This window comes from Pseudomonas sp. LAMO17WK12:I5, assembly GCF_900215165.1.
In the GTDB taxonomy this organism is placed as follows: Bacteria; Pseudomonadota; Gammaproteobacteria; order Pseudomonadales; family Pseudomonadaceae; genus Aquipseudomonas; species Aquipseudomonas putida_A.
In genome coordinates this window covers 110,954-125,685 of the sequence record NZ_OBDS01000015.1, presented here as the reverse complement: position 1 = coordinate 125,685, position 14,732 = coordinate 110,954, and the positions used below count along the sequence as shown (strand labels likewise).

Sequence of the window (14,732 nt, the reverse complement as noted above, 5' to 3'; positions counted from 1 at the left end):
GCGTGATTCGTAGAAGTGGGGTATTTGTGTTCGGCCCGGCATGGGGCCGGATCGGGGAGTGTTTATGGGGCTTTACAAGTACGTGACTGTAGGCACAGCGAAAAGGATCTTGAAAGGTAGCATCAAATTCACCCAGCCCGGTGCCTTTAACGATCCGTTTGAGCTGTTGCCACAGTTCTTTATTCCAGCAGATACAATTGAGCACACAAGAAATCTGTCCTTTTGTGTGTTGAGCCCTCGAAGATCAGGATTGGATCGTGGGCATATAAGAGGCGATGGAAAGGACAGGAGCGATTTTCAGGCAAGAAATATCGTGTCAACGTTAAATCAAACCGTTGGTATTTTGTGTCTAAGTCGAAATGCTGAAAGCCTCCTCATGTGGGCGCACTACGCAGGGGAGTACTCGGGAGCGCTGATTGAATTCGATGAAAGTCATGAGTTCTTCAACGGATTAAATCCGGTTAAATATCAGAAGCGCAGGCCAGTTTTTAATCTCTCAGATTTTTATGACCGAGTCGTTCCTATTTCTGATCTATGCGTAAAATCCAATGCATGGGCTTACGAGAAAGAAGTACGACTCGTCAGATCTACAAAAGACTTACAGCGCGCCGGTGACGGTGATGGAAAGTATCCAGTGATGACAATGGTTCTTCCACTTGAATGTATTAAGTCTGTTTATATTGGCGAGAGAATGAAGGTTGAAGATCAGAAGGATATTTGGAAGTTGGTCAAAAATACCAATATATCGTTGAGCTTGGCCGCAGTCGCAAATTGGGATTACTCATTTAGGTATGACCAGATAAAATTTTCTGGGTCTCTTCTCGGGTCTCCTATGATCACGCCTCGAACAGCACATATCTTTAAGGATGAGCCTGGTGAGTTCGGTGAAGTGGCCAGGTGGCTAATCAGAAATCATGAGATGTCCGTATTCGTGAACAAGACCTGCTGAAACATTCAACCACTGTCCGTGCCTGTCGCGGCAAACTCTTCAAGCTGCCGCGACCACTTTTCCTTAACCACGATTTCCGGTCGCGACATGCTGGAGAAGCGTTCCGATTCGGCGGCAGGCGCTGCCGCCAGGTTGATGATGAACGTCGACACCGTCTCTTGCCATTCCTCGAAGCTGTGGCGCTCGCCGAGAACCAGCAAGGCGTCATCAAGCGCTTTCGAAACAATCAGCGAACGCTTCTCGGCGCCGATCCGCTCGAGCAACGCCTTCTCCTTGGCGCGCTTGTCCTTCTGCAATTCTGCATTGCTCTTGGCCATGGCCTACCTCTTCAATTCCGCTGGCCGGCAAGTCCAACCAGGTCTGTCGGCGGCGCGTGGCCGCCCGGTTGATGTTTCGTCTCACGCTGCAACCTTCACCTGGTGCCAGGCGCCGGCGGCGTAGAACAGCTTCGCGGCTTGGGCTTCATCCATCGAAACCTCGTCCGGAATGGCGATCCAGCCTGACGCTACCAGGTGGTTTAGGTTCGCGCTGTTGCGTAGTTCCAGGTAGTAATGCTCGATGGCATCAGTCAGGCGCTCGACCTTGTAGATGCCATCGGGCGAGATCTCGACCGACTTGATGTACTCGGCGCCACGCTCGTCCCGACACATGGCGGCGATGTAGATCGTCCAGCGGTAAGAGAAGTCGAAGATCGCGTTGGCGATCGCCAAACTTCGGATCTGCCGGCAGCTCTTCCAGTTCGCCATGATCTGGCTGCCGCTGGGGTCGATGTTCACAACCGCAACGTGGTTGGTGCGCAGCAGCGCCCGGCAGCTGCGTTCGGCCCGGGCGAATCCGTTGTTGGGTTTTCGTTTCGACTTCATAGCGAGTCCGCCATTTTGCGCAGCGCCTTGCGATCAGCGGCCGATATCGGCTTTGGGCGCCGCTTGAGGACCGTTTCAGGGTCTATGCGAGTCGAGCGGGGCGGTGGGAGCGGATTGCGCGGCGGACTTTTCAGTTGATCGATCCGCCCGCCAGCGGCCAGATACTGGGCGACTCGTTCAGAGATCGACTCGGCATCTGGCCGGTGCTGCTCGACCAGGTTGAGGTGGTTGCTGATCATGATTCACCATCAGCGCGAAAGCGCTTTTCGAACAAATGGGTCGAGATCTGGCTGATTCATGAGCCAGCGCCGGTAGTCGCTCGGCAGATCAGAAAAGGCGGTGCCTTTATGTTTGCCGAAGCCGATGATCGTTGGGACGCGGGCGTCCTCGGAAATCTGCCACAGCTCTTCCCAGTCATTGACCGGCCGGCCGAGCTCAGCCTCGAGCTGATCGAGGATCTTCACCAGCAGCAGGCGACAGTTCTTCACGTCGTCGAGCGCTGCGTGCGCGTTTCGGAGCAAACCGGTCGCCTCGGCGCGGTAGTGCAGGTAGATCATTGCCGACTGCGTGTGACTGCCTGCGCTTGGCCACAGCTTCGAGCTCAGGGCCTGGGTGCAGATGCGTTTCACATCTGGCTCGCCGATCACGCGCCAGTCGTAGTCGACGTTGTGCCCGATCAGATAAACGACGTCTCCCGGCAAAGCAAAATCGGTGTGTGGTGGGCAATCAGCCAATTCCTCGTCGAGAATGTGGCTGGTGGCGAGCGCGCTCAACTCAATCGGCTTGCCCGGCTTGTAGCGATGCAGAAACGAGTCGGTTACTGCGAGACTGCTCAAGTCGTTGAGTTTTAGCCAGGCAGCCTCTACCAGGTGTGGATCGCTCAAGCCGGTTGTTTCGCTATCGAAGATGTATGCGGTCATGCTGATTGCCTTTGTGGGGAGAGTTCGTTTTTGCGCTTGTCTTTGGCCGTCACGACCTGCTGAACGAGGTCGTCGAATCCGACGGCAATCGCCTTGGCCGCGTTGAATGCCGATTGCAATGAGGCCATGTCCTTGGCTGAGGCGATATCAGCCAGGGCATCCACCAGCAGCTCCTTGGCGCGCTCTTCAGGGCTGACACCAGAGTTCAGCCAGGCCAGCAACCGCCGGCCGGTATCTGCAGTGATCAGCTCAGGCTCTTCGAAAAGCTTTGTCCGATCCTTGCTTGCCATGGCGGTATGACCGTCGTGGGTCAGGTCCAGCACCACGGTGAACTCGTAATCGGTGCCGTCGCGCTGCTCGGACTTCATGCCCAGCTTGAGGATTTTTTTCCCTTCGCCCTGAACCGTCTCTGTCTTGCTCCGCATGGTGCAGATGATGTGCAGCGAACTGGTCAGTATCTTGTCGGTCAGCCGACGGTGGCGCGGCGTCGTCTCGTTCCACGCTGCCCAGGTGTTGCCTTTGAATTTCTGGTGGGCAAGCTTCTCGTTCGCCTCCAGGCATCCGCCGGAGCCGGTCCACTCATGGGAGTAGCTGTCGATGATCAGGACGTTGTAACCGGCCTGTTCTGCGGCGGTGATGGCTTCAACGTAGCGCTCGGGAGAGTAGGGCGCATTCAGTTCGACCGTGTCGAAGTCTGCGATGTCCGCGTACAGCGAGGCGCTGCCATGCTCGGTGTCGATCACCGCGATTCGCCCGCCAATCCCCTGTGCCAGCAGAAGAGCGGAGTAGGTTTTGCCTGATCCAGATGGCCCGGCAAGTGCCAGCCGTAGCTTGGCCTGCTTGCGTTCGGCTTTCTTGAACATCGCGAGTTTCCTCAGTTCGGTTGGTTGTCCCACTGCTTTTCGATGCGGCGGGCTTCGTCTTCGTACTCTTTGCGCTGCTCGCCGCTGAACTGCTCGGGCGAGAAGGCGCCGACCGTCATCCAGTCGAACTGGGCGGCCAAGCGGGGAGAGTTGTTCATGGGGGCCTACTGTGTGATGCGATCGGCGAGGGCGCTTAGCAGCATCAGGAAGGTGAAAACGCCGAGGGAAGAGAACCCACCGCGCCAGATGATCAGGCGGCGCGCCCATTGGCGACTGGTCACTGGAACACCTTGTAGGTGGTCGATTTTGGAACTTGGCAGGTGCCAGGATCGCTATTGACGACCTTGAGGGTGCCTGCGCCGACCACCAGAACCACGACGAGAATCCAGTAGACGAGATTCATGGCCGAGCCCTCACGGCGATACGTCCGCCTTTCATGGTCACAGACAGTCGCTGCGGGAGGCTGTCGACCAGATCCTCGCGCTTGCGGCCGATCACCTCATTGAAGGGCAGGCCGAAACCGAGGATCGCGATCTTGCGTTCGATATCGGCCAGTTGTTCATCAACAAGCGTTGTCACGATTGGTGTGGTCATGCTGCTGCTCCTTGCGTGACTGAAGCGTTGTAGGAGGCGTAAATCTGGTCAATGCGAGCGCGGTAGTGGCGATGCTCTGCGTCGTCGATGGCTCGAAGCATGAACGCCAACGTGATGCAGGAAGTCGCGGCGGCGCTGGCGTTTGGCTGACCGAGGTCGCGAATCATGTTGTTGATCTCGCCCTCGATCCAGGTGATCGCTGTCTGGTGGTCACGCTGCTGGATGTTCATTTCAGCCCCCAGAATTCGCCGTAGGCGACGACAGCGGCTGCGACACGCTTGGCTCTGGCCTTGCGGTCGATTGTCTCCTGTGCTGCGGCCTGAGCCTGCAACTGAGTGCGCTTCAGCGCCGCGGCTTCATAGTCGTGGAAGTCTTCAGGCCTTGGCGCTTTCGGGCGCCCCCAATCGTCGTAGCGCCTGTCCCACTCTCGGGCCTGCGCACTATCTGCATAGCTGGTTGCCATGGTCGCCTCCGTGGTGGCGGGGTGTTGATCCAACAAAACTCGGATGCACTCATCCACTCCGCTGGTTGCCGTTGGGCGCGGAGGGGAGTGCATTCGGGTGGTGTCGGAGGAATTTCGGGTATGAAAAAGCCCGCGTGGTGCGGGCTCTTGTGAAACTGCGCCGGTTACTGCCGGGCGATGTCGATCAGACGCTTAGCTTCAATCACTGCCGGGTCGCCAGATTGATCAGGCGTCCACGTTGTGTACTCGGCCAGCATCGACTCTTCGTGCGCCTTGTACAGCGCTTCAAGCGCCGCCAGCAGCTCGGGCGCCATCTTCTGCAAATCTTTCTTGTCCACGGGTGAATCCTCATTGCGTGATGATTTCATCATAGCCGCATCGGGGTGTGATCTGTCCGGGGCTCAACCGGAATTGCGCGGATGGGGCAGTCCTGAAGACTACCTGTTGGCACATCCGCCGCCCGAGGCTTGGCCTCAGATCACACCCCGATGCGCTCTCATAGAGAGGATCGGGCAGTTAACGACAGGCTGTCGTGGCGCTGGTTGTTCAGCAGTCGTATGGAGGCTTTTCGCCGATTCGCTTCAGCTTTTCTTGCTGGAATGCCTCGGCGATATCGAAGGCCTTGGTCACGATCAGCTCGGGGCGGTCATCGTTGGCAGAAATGAGGCCGATCATCGCTGCGATTGCGTAGCTTTCGACTTCTTCATGTTCATTGCGAGTCATCGTGGTTCTCCGGTTGATTTCCCGTCTGGCCCTGTCGCCAAGGCCAGCCAGTGAAATCGTCATGCTGCGAAGAGCTCTTGCTGGGTAGGTCGTGGTGCGCAGCGCTGGAGGCCTGCTCTTGCCGCCGACTCCAGCAACTCCGCGTCTTGCTCCAGCTCCGGGAAGCACCCAGGAACCTGGCTTATTGCTTGGCGAAGCTCGGCGGCGTGACTTTGAAGAGCCGGGATAACGATGGAACGCATGTTTCCGACGGTGCGGCGATCAAGGCTGCATTCCCGGCAAAGCCAGATGTAGTCGAGGATGAATTTCGGCATGTCGTCTCTCCGGTTGTTTTCCCAATGCACCCGTCACCAGGTGCATCAGTGAAAAATTCCGTGTTGCTCTCCGCCCCATGCTCGGCGCCGCGGTTTCCCCACCTGGCCGGCGTCACACATTTCGTGTTCGGTGTTCTTCGCCGGCTGGCTTGCATGGTTTGGCGTCCTCCCATATGGGGAGTCCGGCAGGTTCCAGAGCCTGCATGGGGATCGAAGTTTGTGTTTCGCGCTATGCCCGTTTCCGGGGATCGATCCGCGAAGATTCCTGACTGTTAAAGAGCGGCGGGTCTCTTGAGGCCCTTCGCAGTGGCTGTGTGTCGCTGCGATGGGTGAAATATGAACCAATGGTTCATGTTTGGTCAAGTACCAAAAGTACATATTTTCTTCGCGGGCACAAAAAAACCGCTCGAAAGCGGCTTTGAAAACAGAAGCGGAGTTCGTCCTTCCTTTAGGCGTCTAGCGTGACACTCTGTAGCGAGGTAACTCTTGACATCAAAACCTTGAGCTCTGCGCTTGGAACATCACCCAATTCCGTCTGTAGAAAATTCATGACCTCAGGAATATCAGAATCTGTAGGTACGAAAATATACCGAATGTCACCGGGACAGAATTTTAACATGCAGTTATCTCGGGTTTTTTTATTTGCATTAGTGAGTTTGGTTTCGTTGTTATGTGATGCTTCATGCAAGAAGTCGTTTATTTTTTCATGCTGCGGCACGAAGCGCCATTCTGATTCTTGGTAAAAGTCTTTGTTTACTGGCTCTCCGCGAAGTATCATTCTTCCCGAAATCGGTTTTGAATAAGCTAATATATTGCGGATTTCTTTTAGTCCTGCTTTCTTTTTTTTCTGGTCTTCGACAGTCGAGGCAAGCTCAGTCAGATGCCTGATAGACTGGTGCAGGGGGTTGCTACCAGAAAAATATATAACAGGGTTCAAGTTGTTCTTGATTCCCCACTCTTTCGTCAGCCCTAATCCGAAAGAACCGTAGAATTTAACATGCTCTGTGATTCTGCTCATGGGGATGTCACAAAAGCAAACCATAGGGTATGCGACGAAATCTTTCTCAAGCGTTTGCCATGCTATATCTTCAAGGCAGTATCTTGGCCAAAATCCGTTCAGTAATACGGATTTAAGTACATCTAGGTTTTTTGTGAAATGAAACAGCGTGTTTGATCTAGGAAGCATATACGGATAAACCTTATTTAGAGCGCTAAAGCATCCCGCCGCGCCAAACTACACGGCCGATTATTCGAACCTCGTTTATCTCGCCATCACGCAGAATCTCATCCCCATAGCGCGCTTTATCTTGGTTGTCGCTTCGAATAATCCAGCCGTCAATATCCGACTTCACCAGACGCTTCACGATGGTGCCTTTAGTGGCACTCTGCATGGCGAAGATTTGGCCGTCTTTCGGTTCGATCTTCGATTCATCCACTAACAGTACGTCCCCATCGTTGATGGTTGGTTCCATGCTGTGGCCGTTCGCGTAAATGACGTCCAAGTGTCGCTGGTTGAGATGGTTGGCGCGCAGCCATGCAGACTTGAACGCCATCACGCCGCGAATCTCGACATGGGTGTTGTCCTCGCCGGTGCCGGCCGATCCTTGGGCAGTGAGTTGCAGGACGCCCGTGTAGCTCGGGTCATCCTTCAGCTCGAATCCTCTCGGAGGGATTCGAGAGTCTTCGGCCGGAGGGGGAGCGGAGCTTTCGACCATTTCGCCACGGCCGTACTCGAGCCACTCGACGCGTACGCCAAGAGCATTGGCCACGGCAAGCATCTTGGCGCCACCAGGCATTGACTCGCCATTCATCCACTTGCTGGTGGCCTTTGGTGTAACGCCAGCCATTTTCGCAAGGCGAGCGCCTGCACCCCATTCGGGGATGTCTTTTTCTGCCAACGCCTTCTTGAGGCGGGCGACGAACGCAGCGCGCAAATCTTCTATTTGAACCATGGGTACATGGTTGCACGCGCTTGCATGTACTTTCAGTTCCGACATAATATGTACCGCAAGTTCATATTTAACTCGGAGGCCATATGCGGCCACTCAAGAAATCGATCGATGACGCCGGTGGTGTTCCGTCTGTAGCGCTGGCTTGCGGAAAGACCCCGCGCGCCATCTACAAGTGGCTGGAAGCCGACGCTTTGCCGCGCACCGAGTACACCGGCGAAACCGAATACGCCCAAAAGATTGCCGAACTGGCTGCCAAGAAAGGCAAGCCGTTCGACCCTGCCTGGCTGCTCGCCGAGGCCCACCCAAAGAAATCCGCTGCATAACCAATTTCAACCACCAAGGAGCAATCCCCGTATGGGCTTCAAAGACCCCCTCAACCAGCGCCGAGACATCGCCAGGAAGATCCGTCTGTATCCATTGCTCGATCGACAGCTGCAGCGCGCCGCCGACAAAAGCCGCCGGGAGTACGCGACGTATCTGTTCGAGATGTTGGAGTGGGCCGCAGTCAATGGCGCAATCGAAGCGCTCATGCCCGAGGACCTCAAGGACCTCAAGAATATCGCGGGCTAGAGGCCCTCAGGAGGGCACGAATGCAGTTCACAGAAGAAAACGTGCCGCCAGAGACCCGCGCCAAAGTTCACCAACTCATGGAGGCAAGAGGGTGGACGTTTGAAGAGGCGGTAAACGAGATCCTTCTCGAGGCGATCACCTCGGGAGCAACGGTCTTTGTTGGCAGGCACAAAGCACCAGTCCTGACACTGGTGGGACTGAAGAGGTCCTCTACCGGATAGGTGAGGCCCTCACACAGGGCCTGAAGAAGGGCCCACTTTTCAACAGGCATAAAAAAACCACCGGACGAGGGTGGCTTTTTCAACAGCAGTAACAACTGGAGCGAATCATGCACCAATCAATACAAACGATCAATACCCCGGCCAGTGTCGCGACACGTTTTTCGAATTCTGAAAACGTGTCGCGCACCACCATGTCCTCCCGAGAAATTGCCGATCTGACCGGAAAGCGTCACCCCGACGTCAAGCGAGACATCCAAGCGATGGCGAAAGACCTTCTGGAAGATGTGAGCAGTTTTGCTCACATCTATCTGGACGGGATGAATCGCCAGCAGACCGAATACCTTCTTGACCGCGAGCACACCGACTGCCTGCTGACCGGATACAGCGTCGCGATGCGCATGGCGGTCATCAAGCGCTGGCGGGAACTGGAGGAGGGCGCCGGCAAAGTCATAGCCACGCTCCCGAACTTCGCGGATCCGGTCGCCGCGGCCCGCGCCTGGGCTGATCAGGTCGAGCAGAAGCAGGTCGCAGAGCAGGCCCGCCTGCAGCTCGCAATCCAGGTCGAGGCCCAGGCCACGAAAATCCACTCCATGGAGAACCTGTTCAAGGAGGGAATGACCCCGTCCCAGTTCTGCAAGGGGCTCAATGGGGTCAACGTCATGCAGGTGGGCAAATTCCTCGAAGGTCGCAACTGGCTCTACAACGAGAGCAAATCCGGCCTGCGCTTCCGTGTGGCGTCTTACGCCCGCGACAAGTACATGACCGAGCATCAGCACGAAGTCACTCCCCACGGCCGCGAGCCGTTCGTTTCCTTCACGCCGGTTTTGCTCAAGAAGGGCGCCGTGCGCCTGTACGACCTGTACCTGGCCGGCGAGCTGCCCATGAAGAAGAACTGGGACGGACTGTTCACTCACGACAAAGCACTGAGGGCCGCGTAATGGCCGGGGACTGGATCAAAATGCGAATCGACCTTCAGACACATCCGAAAGTATTCCGCATGGTGTCCGCATTGAAAGCGGACAGACTGCGGATCATCGGCGGACTGCACATTGCTTGGAGCATCTTCGACACTCATTCAGACGACGGCGTGCTGCACGGTTACAGCGTAGATGCGATGGACGCTGTGGTGGGCTGGCCGGGCTTTACCCAAGCAATGATCGAGGTGGAATGGGCGTCCGTGCAGGACGACGGAAGCCTTGTAATGCCTCGCTTTGACGAGCACAACGGTGCCAGTGCGAAGCGTCGCGCCAACGACAGCGAGCGCAAGCGCAACGACCGAAAAAACAACTCTGTCCGCAATGTGTCCGCAAGCGATGCGGACAAAACGCGGACCAGAGAAGAGAAGAGAAGAGAAGAGAAGAAAGAGCAAGATCAAAAGCAAGGTGCTGGCGCACCGGCGAAGGCTGGCAAGTTCGACCCACTCACTGCAAAGCCTGAGAACGTGTCCGAGAAGGCCTGGGCCGATTGGTGCCAACACCGCAAGGAAATCCGCAAGCCACTGACCGCCAAGAGCTGCGAGCAGCAGGCCAAGGCTTTGCTGGGTCACGTCGCGCCGGATCAGGTGCTCGCCACTTCGATCTCCAACGGCTGGACCGGAATCTTCCCGGAGAAGCGCGCCAGCAACGTACACCCGTTCCCGCAATCCCGTCACACCGGCTTCGCTGAACGCGATTACCAGGCCGGCCTGATCCAGCGGGAGGACGGCAGCTATGCGCTCTGAGCCAGTCCAAACCACTCCAGAGCTGCCGCCGGGCACCCGGATCCAGCCTGCTGAGTGCGAAACCCACGGCAACTACGACCAGAAGGTTTACGCGGTGCTGGGCCGGGAGCTGAAAAGTAACTGCCCCGAATGCAGCCGTATCGCCCGGGAGAAAGCCGACGCGGCCGAGAAGGCCAACAAGGCGATGGAGCTGCGCATGTCACTCGCTCGCAAGCTGGGCGACGCGCTGATCCCGAAACGGTTCACCACTCGCACCCTGGGCAACTACCAGGCCGAGAACGAAGGCCAGCGCAAAGCCCTCCGTTTCTGTCAGCACTACGTGCAGATCTTTGACGAGATCCTGAAGACCGGTCGCTGCATGGTGCTGATCGGCAAGCCCGGCACCGGGAAAACGCACCTCGGCGCAGGCATGGCCAACGAACTGCTGCACAACACGTCGCGCACTGCGGTGTACCGCACTGTCGGCGCGATCCTGCAGGCGATCCGCTCCACGTACGACAAGCACAGCGAACGCACCGAGGCAGAGATTCTGTCGAGCCTGATCGACCCCGACCTGCTGGTGCTGGACGAGGTAGGCGTGAGCAAGGAACAGCCGAGCGACTTCGAGCTGACAACCCTGTTCGCAATCATCAACGGCCGGTACGAGCAGGAGCGCCCGACAGTGGTGATCTCAAACCTCGACGCGCACCAGTTGCCGGGCGCAATGGGCGAGCGCTGCGTCGACCGCCTGCGCGAGGGCGGAATGATCGTGGTTCCGTTCGAATGGGAATCTCAGCGCGGCAAGGAGGGCTTCTGACATGACCATCGACAAACAGAAACTCCAGTCCCTGCTGTGGAGCGAGGTTGCCGCCTGGAAAGCTGACTGCGCGGAGTGGAAGCGCAACACCGAGGCCCTGCAGGAATTCCTAGGGGAGAAGACCGTGGAGGAGGTGGCGCTTGAGCTGCTGGCCGAGAACGAGCGGCTGAAAGCCGAGTGCGAAATCTTTGCCGAAACCACAATGGGTCAAGAGTCGCTGATCGCCGAACTGACCAAGGATGCCGAGCGCTACCGGTGGCTTCAGCACGGGCACAGTGGCTACATCGAGGTCGTCGAATGGATAGGCCCGCACGCTACCGGGATGATCGGCGAAGACCTCGACGCACTTGTAGACGGTGCCATGGCCAAGGCGGTGCAGCCATGACCGAATTCGCAATCCGCAGTCAACACGATATCAGCCGTCTCATGGGCGTCCTGCACGCAACCGACTTCACCAAGCCCAAGATCGTCGTCATCAAGGACGAGAAACGCCCTGACGTCTGCAACCGCAAGATGTGGGCGATGCTCAAGGACGTGTCCGAGCAAGTCATCTGGCACGGCAAGAAGCTGACCACTGAAGACTGGAAGTGCCTTTTCAGTGCCTCGCTGGAGAAGCAACGCGCAGAGCCTGGGCTCGACGGTGGGTTCGTTGTGATGGCCGTATCGACCCGCAAGCAGTCTCAAAAGTGGTTCAGCGATCTGTTCGAGCTGATGCACGCCTTCGGCGCCGAGCATGGCGTGCGCTGGACCGAGCAGGACAAGTGGGGAGGGCGGTACTGATGCGCGTAGCCATCAAGGAAAAGAAGGCGCCCAAGCCGAAGAAATGCCGCGTCGCCTCCTGCGGGGCCTCATTCGTCCCTCAGCGTTTGGGTCAGGCGGTGTGCAGTCCAGCCTGCGCGCTGAAGGACGCGCCCCGGAATGAGCAGAAGGCGAAGAAGGCAATCGCTCAGCGCGATCGCCGCGAGATCAAAGTCCGCAAAGAGAAACTGAAGACCAGGGCTGACCACCTGCGCGAAGCCCAGGCGGCGGTGAACGAGTACGTCCGCCTGCGCGATGCGCACCTGCCATGCATCAGCTGCGACTCAATGCCGAACGACAACGACCTGATGACGGGCAGCCGCTGGGACGCTGGGCACTACCGATCTGTCGGCGCCTGCCCGGAGCTGCGTTTCGAGCCGCTGAACATCCACCGTCAGTGCGTGAAGTGCAACCGCAACCTGTCCGGCAACGCGGTCGAGTACCGCATCCGGTTGGTGCAGCGCATAGGCGCCGACAAGGTGGCTTGGATCGAAGGGCCTCATCAGCCCCAGAAGCTTACCGTCGAAGAAATAAAAACCATCAAGGCCGAATACCGAGCCAAGACCCGCGAACTGAAGAGGGCTGTAGCATGATCTATCCAGGCGTTCTGAACGCAGTTGTCTCCGCCCTCGCGGCTGAGGCCATCGACAACACCAGCAAACAGGCATGGCAGAAGCTGTACAACTCTGCCGACGAAGAGGAGGGCGGCGATCTGGCGACACTGGTCCGTTCCCGTGGCGCCGACACCATCGACCGTACTCAGGTGGACTGCTGGGTATCTGCCCGGCTGCATAGTGCGCTCGAGCCAAAGCATTGGGACGCGCTTGTGGCGAAGTACAGCACCCACAAGGGACGCAAGGTGCAAGCGATCTCAGCGTTGCAGACCCTCATCAACACCCCGGCCCCGAAGCTGTTCCTGTTCAAGGCGACCACTGCCTGGGCTATCCCGCAGCTGAAGGGGGCGCGGCCGAAGATGGCCACGTCCGTATCCGTCGAGATCCCGCTCGATGCACCGGAGTGGCGTCGCGAAGCAGTGGTGAAGGCGGCTCTGGCGGCAGGCCAGGCCAAGGCGAAGAGAGACGAGTCCCGATCGGCCGACATGATCGTGCTGAAGGACAGCTTCTACGACATGAACACCTGGGACAACGACGGGACGCCGGAATCGACTCGACGCCGGTGGCGGCAGGATATCGGCAAGGCTGCTGACGTCTTGGTCGACGAGGCTCTGGCGCACGCTGCCGACATTCTGGAGGCGGAAGGTCTGCTGATTGAACAAGCTGCGTGATTGCCTGTTGACATCAGTGAGCGGATGAGCGAAATTAATCCCATCCTGTCATTCCTGCGCGTATCGAGGAGTGACAACCGAAACCCGGCCACCGTGCCGGGTTTTTTATTGCCTCGAATTTACCTGTAGCCAGGACAGCCTTCGGGAAGGCCTGGACGTCGATAGCCGGATAGTGCGACGTACGGAATCAACGCCGGCAGCCCGCGCACCCTGACCTCAAACTTGCTTTCGGGGTGGCGCGAGACTGGATCAGCGAGATCGATGCAATGGGGCGTTGACGTTGAGAAGGCCTTTGGCCGACAGCTCGGAAAGACGAGCGCACCTATTAAGGGCCTCTGCATTCGCAGGGGCTTTTTCGTTTGAGGAGCAGGGCGATGTCCGAAGCAGAGAAGCAGGCGGTTCAGTGTGTGGTTGACGCAGTGGTCGGTGGCGATCTCGGTCGCCTGAAATCGGGTCTGGCCCGGCTTTCCGAGTTGCCGGGCTACGAGTTCTCCACGGTTACTGGGCAACTGATGAACACCGACCAGCGTGAAAAATTTTCGCTGTTCGTGATCGGCTACGAAAGCCCGTTCTACTACCGTGACGGCCATGTGTTCGGGGCTGTGTATACGCCGTCCGAGTTCATGTGCAAAAAAGCCAATCCATCTGGCGAAGGCCTGCCATTCGAGCAGGTTTGTGACGCGGTGCAGAAGGCTCGTGGCGAACACGATGAGAAGGTGCTGAGGAAAGCACTTGGCCTTAAGGCCGCTCTCGAAGAGATGGAAGACTTGCTGAAGCGGCACTCGTTCGCGGATTCGAAGCTGACCAGCCTTGCGCATGTTGAGCTGCACAAAGGGCAGGCGCTGCTCTTGGCTGCGCTTAACCCAGTGAACGCCAACTAATTTTGGCCCCTTGATCGGGGCCTTCCATTTTCGGCTCCCCACACCCATAGCTCCGAGCTGGGAGTGCAGCGGGGCCGACCTATTCACATGCACCCACGGAGTCGAGCGCATGGAGTTATTGCAGCGCCTGCTCGACAAGATCGACAGGTTTGAATTGCTGATCGCAGGACTGGTCGGCGCTGTCGTCGCAAGCTGGTGGCACAAAGACGATCTGGCCGACTGGCGTGCCTGGATGATCTTTCTGGTCACTGGCATTGCCTGCTCGCTGTACCTGACGAGCATGGTCAGCACCTACTTGGGTGTGACCGAACCGAAGATCGTTGCGGGCATTGGCTTCTTGCTGGGCACCTTCGGCGGATCGCTGCTCGCGGCCATCAACCGAGCCATCAAAGCCGCTGACCTCTGGGCACTCATTCGCCAGCGGTTCGGGGGAGGCAATCCACCATGAGTCTTGAACTGATCAACTCCATCGCCTGCGGCTTGATTGCCTTGTGGGCGACCTGGTGTGTTCTGAGCGGTCGAGTGCGGGACGGCATCCTCGGCAAGCTGATCTATTCGGCGATCGCCATCAGCGGGTTTGTGGTGATGAGCCGCAACCAGAACATTTTCATCATCGGCCCGACCACCGCCGGAATCACGTTGCATGTCTCGCTGGCCCTTGCCGGTATGCGTCATATCTTCATGGTCATCTGGTGGCAGAGGGTGAAAGCTTGGCTCTGCCGAACGTTGAACTGTGAGCACTGCCTGCGCTGTGACAAGGCGCCGGGCGGGGTCGAGCGTCGATCCAAGTAAGTCGCGACACGTTTCGCGAATCAGCAAA

29 protein-coding genes are annotated in these 14,732 nt (G+C 57.7%); 14 read left to right on the top strand and 15 right to left on the bottom strand.

Annotation, left to right across the window (positions count from 1 at the left end; translation table 11 throughout):
* Window positions 1-64: 64 nt before the first annotated feature.
* Window positions 65-949 (top strand): DUF2971 domain-containing protein, encoded by an 885-nt coding sequence (locus CRO59_RS24860; RefSeq protein ID WP_159988136.1) that lies wholly within the window; start codon window positions 65-67, stop codon window positions 947-949.
* Between the two features lie 5 nt (window positions 950-954).
* Here the strand turns inward: CRO59_RS24860 and CRO59_RS24855 are convergent, their stop codons facing one another.
* The 15 genes from CRO59_RS24855 to CRO59_RS24805 form a co-directional block, all read right to left on the bottom strand.
* Window positions 955-1,266, bottom strand: a complete 312-nt coding sequence (locus tag CRO59_RS24855) for a hypothetical protein (protein WP_097090007.1) — start codon at window positions 1,264-1,266, stop codon at window positions 955-957.
* Window positions 1,267-1,347: 81 nt separating this feature from the next.
* Window positions 1,348-1,812: a hypothetical protein gene (locus CRO59_RS24850; protein ID WP_097090008.1), complete on the bottom strand. Its 465-nt coding sequence runs from the start codon at window positions 1,810-1,812 to the stop codon at window positions 1,348-1,350.
* Window positions 1,809-2,051 (bottom strand): hypothetical protein, encoded by a 243-nt coding sequence (locus CRO59_RS24845; protein ID WP_097090009.1) that lies wholly within the window; start codon window positions 2,049-2,051, stop codon window positions 1,809-1,811. The genes CRO59_RS24850 and CRO59_RS24845 overlap by 4 nt, the downstream gene beginning before the upstream one ends.
* Before the next feature lie 9 nt (window positions 2,052-2,060).
* Window positions 2,061-2,732: a 3'-5' exonuclease gene (locus CRO59_RS24840; RefSeq protein ID WP_097090010.1), complete on the bottom strand. Its 672-nt coding sequence runs from the start codon at window positions 2,730-2,732 to the stop codon at window positions 2,061-2,063.
* Window positions 2,729-3,595 carry an ATP-binding protein gene (locus CRO59_RS24835; protein ID WP_097090011.1) on the bottom strand — a complete coding sequence of 289 codons (867 nt, stop codon included), beginning with the start codon at window positions 3,593-3,595 and terminating at the stop codon, window positions 2,729-2,731. The genes CRO59_RS24840 and CRO59_RS24835 overlap by 4 nt, the downstream gene beginning before the upstream one ends.
* Window positions 3,596-3,606: 11 nt before the next feature.
* The gene (locus tag CRO59_RS28685; protein WP_159988138.1) at window positions 3,607-3,753 is read right to left on the bottom strand and encodes a hypothetical protein; all 147 of its coding nucleotides are present in this window, start codon (window positions 3,751-3,753) and stop codon (window positions 3,607-3,609) included.
* A gap of 119 nt (window positions 3,754-3,872) precedes the next feature.
* Window positions 3,873-3,998, bottom strand: coding sequence for a hypothetical protein (locus tag CRO59_RS29060; RefSeq protein ID WP_256578483.1), 126 nt, complete (start codon window positions 3,996-3,998; stop codon window positions 3,873-3,875).
* Entirely contained in the window at window positions 3,995-4,189 is a 195-nt protein-coding gene (locus CRO59_RS24830) for a hypothetical protein (protein WP_097090012.1), read from the bottom strand. Before CRO59_RS24830 ends, CRO59_RS29060 begins: the two co-directional genes overlap by 4 nt.
* Window positions 4,186-4,419: a hypothetical protein gene (locus tag CRO59_RS24825; protein ID WP_097090013.1), complete on the bottom strand. Its 234-nt coding sequence runs from the start codon at window positions 4,417-4,419 to the stop codon at window positions 4,186-4,188. Before CRO59_RS24825 ends, CRO59_RS24830 begins: the two co-directional genes overlap by 4 nt.
* Entirely contained in the window at window positions 4,416-4,652 is a 237-nt protein-coding gene (locus CRO59_RS24820) for a hypothetical protein (protein WP_097090014.1), read from the bottom strand. Before CRO59_RS24820 ends, CRO59_RS24825 begins: the two co-directional genes overlap by 4 nt.
* Before the next feature lie 164 nt (window positions 4,653-4,816).
* Window positions 4,817-4,990 (bottom strand): hypothetical protein, encoded by a 174-nt coding sequence (locus CRO59_RS28680; protein ID WP_159988140.1) that lies wholly within the window; start codon window positions 4,988-4,990, stop codon window positions 4,817-4,819.
* A 208-nt stretch (window positions 4,991-5,198) separates the two neighbouring features.
* Window positions 5,199-5,438 carry a hypothetical protein gene (locus CRO59_RS28630; protein WP_143503130.1) on the bottom strand — a complete coding sequence of 80 codons (240 nt, stop codon included), beginning with the start codon at window positions 5,436-5,438 and terminating at the stop codon, window positions 5,199-5,201.
* Entirely contained in the window at window positions 5,435-5,689 is a 255-nt protein-coding gene (locus CRO59_RS24815) for a hypothetical protein (protein WP_097090015.1), read from the bottom strand. The genes CRO59_RS28630 and CRO59_RS24815 overlap by 4 nt, the downstream gene beginning before the upstream one ends.
* 448 nt (window positions 5,690-6,137) lie before the next feature.
* On the bottom strand, window positions 6,138-6,875 hold the full coding sequence (locus tag CRO59_RS24810) for an abortive infection system antitoxin AbiGi family protein (RefSeq protein WP_097090016.1): 738 nt from the start codon (window positions 6,873-6,875) through the stop codon (window positions 6,138-6,140).
* Between the two features lie 25 nt (window positions 6,876-6,900).
* A complete protein-coding gene (locus CRO59_RS24805; protein WP_097090017.1) occupies window positions 6,901-7,641 on the bottom strand; it encodes a S24 family peptidase in 741 nt (246 codons plus the stop codon).
* An 83-nt stretch (window positions 7,642-7,724) separates the two neighbouring features.
* Here CRO59_RS24805 and CRO59_RS24800 point away from each other — a divergent pair, with 83 nt between their 5' ends.
* The 13 genes from CRO59_RS24800 to CRO59_RS24740 all read left to right on the top strand — a co-directional run bounded on the left by CRO59_RS24800 (window position 7,725) and on the right by CRO59_RS24740 (window position 14,704).
* Window positions 7,725-7,964 carry a hypothetical protein gene (locus tag CRO59_RS24800; protein ID WP_097090018.1) on the top strand — a complete coding sequence of 80 codons (240 nt, stop codon included), beginning with the start codon at window positions 7,725-7,727 and terminating at the stop codon, window positions 7,962-7,964.
* A gap of 31 nt (window positions 7,965-7,995) precedes the next feature.
* A complete protein-coding gene (locus CRO59_RS24795; protein WP_064588254.1) occupies window positions 7,996-8,211 on the top strand; it encodes a hypothetical protein in 216 nt (71 codons plus the stop codon).
* A gap of 20 nt (window positions 8,212-8,231) precedes the next feature.
* Entirely contained in the window at window positions 8,232-8,432 is a 201-nt protein-coding gene (locus CRO59_RS24790) for a hypothetical protein (RefSeq protein WP_064588253.1), read from the top strand.
* A gap of 107 nt (window positions 8,433-8,539) precedes the next feature.
* Window positions 8,540-9,370 (top strand): Rha family transcriptional regulator, encoded by an 831-nt coding sequence (locus CRO59_RS24785; protein WP_097090019.1) that lies wholly within the window; start codon window positions 8,540-8,542, stop codon window positions 9,368-9,370.
* Window positions 9,370-10,152, top strand: a complete 783-nt coding sequence (locus CRO59_RS29055; RefSeq protein WP_097090020.1) for a DNA replication domain protein — start codon at window positions 9,370-9,372, stop codon at window positions 10,150-10,152. Before CRO59_RS24785 ends, CRO59_RS29055 begins: the two co-directional genes overlap by 1 nt.
* Window positions 10,142-10,948: an ATP-binding protein gene (locus CRO59_RS24775; protein ID WP_097090021.1), complete on the top strand. Its 807-nt coding sequence runs from the start codon at window positions 10,142-10,144 to the stop codon at window positions 10,946-10,948. The genes CRO59_RS29055 and CRO59_RS24775 overlap by 11 nt, the downstream gene beginning before the upstream one ends.
* A gap of 1 nt (window position 10,949) precedes the next feature.
* The gene (locus CRO59_RS24770) at window positions 10,950-11,333 is read left to right on the top strand and encodes a hypothetical protein (RefSeq protein ID WP_097090022.1); all 384 of its coding nucleotides are present in this window, start codon (window positions 10,950-10,952) and stop codon (window positions 11,331-11,333) included.
* A complete protein-coding gene (locus CRO59_RS24765) occupies window positions 11,330-11,728 on the top strand; it encodes a recombination protein NinB (protein WP_097090023.1) in 399 nt (132 codons plus the stop codon). Before CRO59_RS24770 ends, CRO59_RS24765 begins: the two co-directional genes overlap by 4 nt.
* On the top strand, window positions 11,728-12,339 hold the full coding sequence (locus tag CRO59_RS24760; protein ID WP_097090024.1) for a recombination protein NinG: 612 nt from the start codon (window positions 11,728-11,730) through the stop codon (window positions 12,337-12,339). Before CRO59_RS24765 ends, CRO59_RS24760 begins: the two co-directional genes overlap by 1 nt.
* Window positions 12,336-13,031: a hypothetical protein gene (locus tag CRO59_RS24755; protein ID WP_097090025.1), complete on the top strand. Its 696-nt coding sequence runs from the start codon at window positions 12,336-12,338 to the stop codon at window positions 13,029-13,031. The genes CRO59_RS24760 and CRO59_RS24755 overlap by 4 nt, the downstream gene beginning before the upstream one ends.
* Before the next feature lie 374 nt (window positions 13,032-13,405).
* On the top strand, window positions 13,406-13,912 hold the full coding sequence (locus tag CRO59_RS24750; protein ID WP_097090026.1) for a hypothetical protein: 507 nt from the start codon (window positions 13,406-13,408) through the stop codon (window positions 13,910-13,912).
* Between the two features lie 109 nt (window positions 13,913-14,021).
* On the top strand, window positions 14,022-14,360 hold the full coding sequence (locus CRO59_RS24745) for an MFS transporter (RefSeq protein ID WP_097090027.1): 339 nt from the start codon (window positions 14,022-14,024) through the stop codon (window positions 14,358-14,360).
* Complete coding sequence (locus CRO59_RS24740) at window positions 14,357-14,704, top strand: hypothetical protein (protein ID WP_097090028.1); 348 nt, start codon at window positions 14,357-14,359, stop codon at window positions 14,702-14,704. The genes CRO59_RS24745 and CRO59_RS24740 overlap by 4 nt, the downstream gene beginning before the upstream one ends.
* The last annotated feature ends 28 nt before the right edge of the window (window positions 14,705-14,732 follow it).